The sequence below is a fragment of the Planktothrix sp. FACHB-1355 genome (assembly GCF_014748295.1).
GTDB classification, from domain to species: Bacteria; Cyanobacteriota; Cyanobacteriia; order Cyanobacteriales; family Aerosakkonemataceae; genus Aerosakkonema; species Aerosakkonema funiforme_A.
In genome coordinates, this window is sequence record NZ_JACJUP010000315.1 from 1 (window position 1) to 6,128 (window position 6,128).

1 protein-coding gene is annotated in these 6,128 nt (G+C 43.0%); it reads right to left on the reverse strand.

Features of this window, described 5'->3' with window-relative positions:
• Window positions 1–6,128 (reverse strand): S8 family serine peptidase (locus H6S82_RS14685; RefSeq protein WP_191056359.1); only part of this gene is annotated, 6,128 nt, incomplete at both ends.

The following is a 6,128-nucleotide window of genomic DNA, read 5'->3' on the forward strand; positions in this document are numbered from 1 at the left end:
AAATTCATTAAACTGTCCATTCCCAGGCTTGTATCATATCCCGGATTGGCCTCATCAAGACCTAATGTGTGACCAAGTTCGTGCATAGTCAATCTCAATAGCCAGTTATTTGATAATGGCTCGTTGAGTCTGTTGCTGTTAAAGTTAATCCGATTCTGACCTTCAAAGTCATTACCATTGCTAGCCGTCCAATCTATTCGGTTATTTTTTTCATAATCCAGATATGATTCTGCCCAAGCATTCCAATTTTGACCACTTATTTTCTTTGTGCTTTGAGTAACCGCAATTCTTAAGACACCAGTCACAACTTTATCTTGCGTGATGATATTCTCCCAGTTTTTTGCGGCTTGCTCAATAACCTCTTTTTGTATTTGACTGAATTCCCCGTAGAAGTCGAGTTGGATATCTATATCACTGTTGTTTCCATTATTGCCAGGGAAACTACCCAGATTGCTACCACTTGACCCGCCGCTAGAACTTCCGCTTCCAGTGTTATTAATTCCATTATTTCTGAGTTCCCAAAATACCTTTAGAGGATTGAGAGTCCATCCATAAACATCTGCTTGGTTCCAGCGATTGTAACCTGTGGGTTGAGATTTACTTCTATTTACCTGGAAATGCAGGTGGTTTGAGGCACTTGACATACCTACTTGACCAATCACATCACCCGCATTGACCCTACCAGAACTTATATTTACACTACTGAGGTGTCCGTATCGATAGAAGCGACCATCATCACCTGCAACTTGGAGGAAATAATTACCTACTTGATTCTGGACTATACTAACTGTTCCACCGACTAAAGCTTTGACATTAGTTGGAGTCCAGTTCGGAGTATCAATATCTATGCCGTCATGATATCCGTACTGACCACCTGCTGCGGGGTCATTATAGTAACTGGGGTCTTGAACATAACCAGCAGAAGATTTGTATTCTGCACCCAGAAGTTGTTTAGACAATTCATTGTATATTTGCAAGATGGCTTGCTGACTGGAGTAATTTGTTTCATCTGTTTCCACAGACCAATATTTGCCAGTAATTCGAGTATTGTCTCCGGCTGCCCAATTCCATTGATCGTTTGACCAAGAATTAAGTTCACTTAAGTAATTTGAGTTGCCACCATTGCCAGGATAACTACCCGGATTGCCACCGCCATTAGGTGACCCACCTGTTACCTCTTCCCAAGAGAGATCGATGTAAGCATCACCCCGTTCTTCAAAATGGTGGAAGTGAAAATCATACCAGCCACTTTGGGGAACTTGAAACTGAATCTCCTTGTATGCGCCGTAAGCCTGCTGCCATTGATCTTTAGGTGTAATGTCAACCCATTCCTCCGTATTCGCACGCTTGGCACTTAGTTGGAAACCATCATCTGCTCTTACTCGTGCCACATAAGTTTTGCCAGCCTCAAATTTAGCTTGAGTATAGCTGCGAACGGCAAAGTAATCGTTAGGAATTCGCGAATCACCCTTGGGAGAACCAGCACCCCAATTTTGATTTATGCCATACTTTCCATCGCTGCGTCGATTCTCACCAAGATTGAGAACACCAATAATGTTATTGGAATTTTCATAGAAATTCCCAGGCGGCATATTGCCTTGGTTTTGATCCCAACGGTAGAAAGTAGATCGCCACTGCGAACCACCAACAGTTTCTGCAAAATAAATATTGAGTTGCAATGCTGCATTGCCACCACTCTCAAAATATTCAACTGTTACTGGATATTCCCCACCCTCCGAGCGAAAATAACCTTCGTGTTGATTTTTAAACTCTTGTTCAACCCATTTATCGATAGCAGTTTGATTGCCGATTCGGACTCGCACTCCATCATCGGAGTTGGTATTAATTTGGTAATTACCCGGGGCAAAATAACGCTGAGTAGTTAGACGAACAGAGAAATTATCTGAGGGAACACCTGCGGGAGCGCCATCTCCCCACTCGCGCCTGAAACTATTACTTTCTCCCCAATCTTCCAATAATACAGAATTGCCTGATAAATCGCGGTTATTGAAATATTCGGCCTTCCAATGGTTAGCTGAAATTTCAGGCTGAATATCTTGCCCTTGCCAATTTCGGATAATAGTGTGATCGTCGTAAGTCTTCGCAATAAAGCCATTCTCAAAGGCTTGATAAAGTTCATAGCCATTGAAATCCGATCGCAACTGTGACATCGTTGGGAAGCCTAAACCACCATTTTGTCGCTCATAACCACCTACTGAGCGGTAAGCATTCAAGAAACCTCCCTGAACTCGGTATGGGCCACCATTAGGAATGTTGTTTGTATCTTTACCTCCCAGAACTGACTGACCATCTTTGAGCAAGAAAATATTGTCTATATCGCCCGAAGGATTAGTTTTAAACTCCTGAATCCATCCATTATTAATGCGACGAACTGAATCAGTTGGTTGTCCTACACTTGACGGATTCCAGTATCCATAATCATTTTTCCACTGCAACTCCGTACCGTTAGGCGCACCTTGACCTACCAAATCAAACCGATCTTTTTGGTAGTAAGTTGGCGTGACAACTCCATACCGATTTGTCAGCATTCCTCCTTCAAAATAAGCCACTTCAGTCCCATCAGCCTGTCTGATAACAGATGAAGTCGGTACGCCTAAACCAGAATCAACTGCAAACAGTCCATTCAGATCGTTAGGACTGTTAAAGTAAGTATTTGTGTAGTAGTCAGCGATTGCTCCTCCCAAGGAGAAAGTACCGTATTTGCTCTGATAGATAGAGTAATAACCCCTTGTTTGACCTGGTTGCTGGAAGAAAGATCGCCGAACGGGAGTACCAAAGTAAGTATTGCGATCGGTCGAATCGACAAAGCTGGGATTACCCAAATAATTACCCTGAGATACAAGCCGATTATATTCAGCCAGCATATCGCCACTCAGCGTCTTGCCATTGGAGAACCATTGAGTAGCATTATTATCAAAAGGTGCTGTTACCTGGAACGCACCAGTAACAGTGTTACTTGCAGCACCAGACTGGTCATAAGCAATAGCCTGCAACTCATAGTTACCAGTTGCTAAATCGTCCAGGCTCAAAGAGAAATTTGCCCATTGACCATCCCTGTTCAAACTTTGATTACTTCTTAAAAATTGCCATTCATTACCATTCTGTTTCAGCGATAAATCTACTCTAGAAATGTCATTAGCACCATTGCGATCGAAAACTTTGCCATTTAGATCAACAGTTTCTCCTACGCTGTAGCTATTACTCGTTAAGTTAAACTGCAAATTTTCCGGTGCTGTGTTTCTGGGAATAGCAGACAAACTAAAGTTATAGTTAGAACCACCAGAAGCAAAAGGTTTCAATCGGATGTAGTAAGTGCCTGGAGTACCTGGATATGTACCAGCCATATCCGAGCTAAAATTCGGCGCGGGAGTATTCGTACTCCACTGCAATTTAAAATCATTATTATACAGTTGAAAATCTACCCCTGGATTTAATCCATCTACGCGCCAATTCAGGTTGCTATCATTATTTAATTCAAAGCGGTAATAGTCAGATGGATCGGCATCACCCAAGAAATCTTGAAAAGTTTGAGTGCTATTAAGTACGCCGATATTGCGTGCTTGATTAAAGCTATTTCCCGCATAATCTGGCGGTACAGTTGCCACTGGCGTAGCAGTTCCCAATCCTAATGTAGAAAATGGTGGAACTGATGCACCGGGCACTGTTGCCCCTGGAATTGTCGGTAAAGGAACACCCGCACCATAAGTATACCAAGTTGCATAACCACTCGGCTGCACGCTCAAGTAACCATTAGCATAGTAATGAGTATCTACCCCATTACTCGTAATAGTCTTAGAAAATCCTCCAGCATAACTTGGAACTTGTCCTTCACCTGGATTTGGTGCTTGTCGAGAGAAAACACCATTAATTGTGAAAGGTTGTGTGTATGGCTGCTGAATCCATTGCCGATTAATATTATCCCAAGAAGGACGCGGCAGAACTTCCAAAATATAGCGCCCTTTGTTCAGATTTTTTAACTCTATTGGCTGAGATAGATCGAGCGCAACAAACCCAGTATCTACTAATATTTCCCCAGCACCATTTTCGCCTTCAAGTCCTACCAGCTTCTTAACTTGTAGTTGAATCCGATCGGCAATAGACGAGCTTATTTTAAGGCTTAAATTCCCTGGTTCGTTTACATCTAGCCAATAATTTACCCCTGGTTGAGTAGAATTAGTTGGATTGTAGTTAAGTTGATCTGAAGTATTTAGTTCAGCTACAGTTACTCCCGACGGAGTTTTAAATTGTGCAGCCCCAGAGAAACTAGAAGGTCGATCGGGAATAAATTCAGATGTTAGGTTATAGTTTTGGAGATTAGTATGATAAACAATAGGTTCATCTCCAAAAGTATCTAAAAAGTTGTTTTGGGAATCCTCTAAATCGATTTTGAAATAGTATGTACCAGGATCGACAAACATCTCCTCAGTGTTGGAAACTGGGGCGATGTATGCACCCCCTACATATCCGCCTCCGTTCGGTGAGCCTGCCCCTACGTTGTATAATTTGGAGTAGGAAGAGGAAAATTGACGCGATGTTGGCTTTCCATCTGTCCTCAACCGCTCTACATTTGGCAACCATTCTGTACCATTGCTGCGGGTAATTGTGTAGCGTAAATAACCCGGTTGCTCAATAGTAACTTCATAATATTTTTCGCGATTATTGACATCAACTGTATCGCTATCAGAGAAGTTAGGATCTGGTTGCACCGCCGCCGTAGCTAGGGTATTACCTCCACTCGCAGCGCGATCAACAGGGGTAACTAAACCCTCTCCACTCCATGTTAATGGCGCTACCCAAGGAAAAGGCGTGTAAGTTTGCGGTGTTGTTTTCTTCGCTAATTCGATCGCACTTACTGCATTTAATAACCCAGCGCCCGTTTCTGCATCCCACCCCGGCGTTTTCACATCCACCGCCGTCAATTCGAGAATATCAATTACTTGTCTGTAGCTAAGATTGGGATTTGCTGCCCATATTAAAGATGCTACACCCGTCGCCCTCGCTGCTGCAACGGAAGTCCCCGCCATCATACCTACGCCATCTTTTACTGTAGACAGCACGGGATTATCCGTGTTACCGCCTTCAGTTAAAATATCCAAACCCGCACCATAACTGGAATAGTTGGCTCGATCGAACTCATTCGATGCGCCAACTGTAATAATATTGTCAAACTCCTGGGATGCTTGTCCCAAAACGGACATCACGCCGCCATCATTACCAGCAGCAGTAACTATTAGGACATGATTTTGCCGCGCAAATTCGATCGCTTCCCGTTCTTTTGGCGTTAACTCATATCTTGTAGTAACGCTACCATCTGGGTTAATTTGCGTTAAATCTAAACTGAGATTCACAACCGCATTTTTCTGTCCCGACTGTTTCGCCGCATCCACAAATTCGATCAGCGAAGAAGCCCAATTCCCACTACCTACCGCACGTCCCAACCAAATTGGTGCTTTTTCATTAATTCCATCAATCCCAATTCCATTACCTTGGGTAGCAGCAATTAACCCTAAAATGTGAGTCCCGTGTTCGTTTCCTTCACCGGGAGAGAGTAAGGGGTTGTTGTCGTTGGAAATGCGATCGCTTCCCAACTTAAATCGACGATAATCAAGATCGGCATTATTCCCACTAAACCCAGTATCGATGATACCAATTAAAGGTTGATTTGGTGCGATCGATAATTCTGGTGAACTCGCCGTCAAACTGAGACAGTAATTAGTCTCACCCGCGTCACCCGGAGAAACTCGCACGTAGTAAATCCCCTTGTCTAAAGGAGTGCGGTTAATTAACTGTGATGCTGTACCACCATCAGAAATTTCTAAAACTTCGCCTTCATCGACTTGATTGTTATTATTTAAGTCTTGAATTAATTCAACCTTAGCATCTCCACTCAAGTCATCCAAACGCACATTTAAATTGTTAGTATCCTCGAAATTAAAGCGGTAATAGTCGTATTCATCAACATTATTAACAAAGTCCCTAACACCTAAGCTGTAGCCTATTTCACTAGCATTAACGCGCAATGTTCCCAAATCACGCGCTGTAGCGAGTGTATTACCAGCATTGTATATTGGTGTTGGATCGACTGGTGTTGGATCGACTGGGATTGG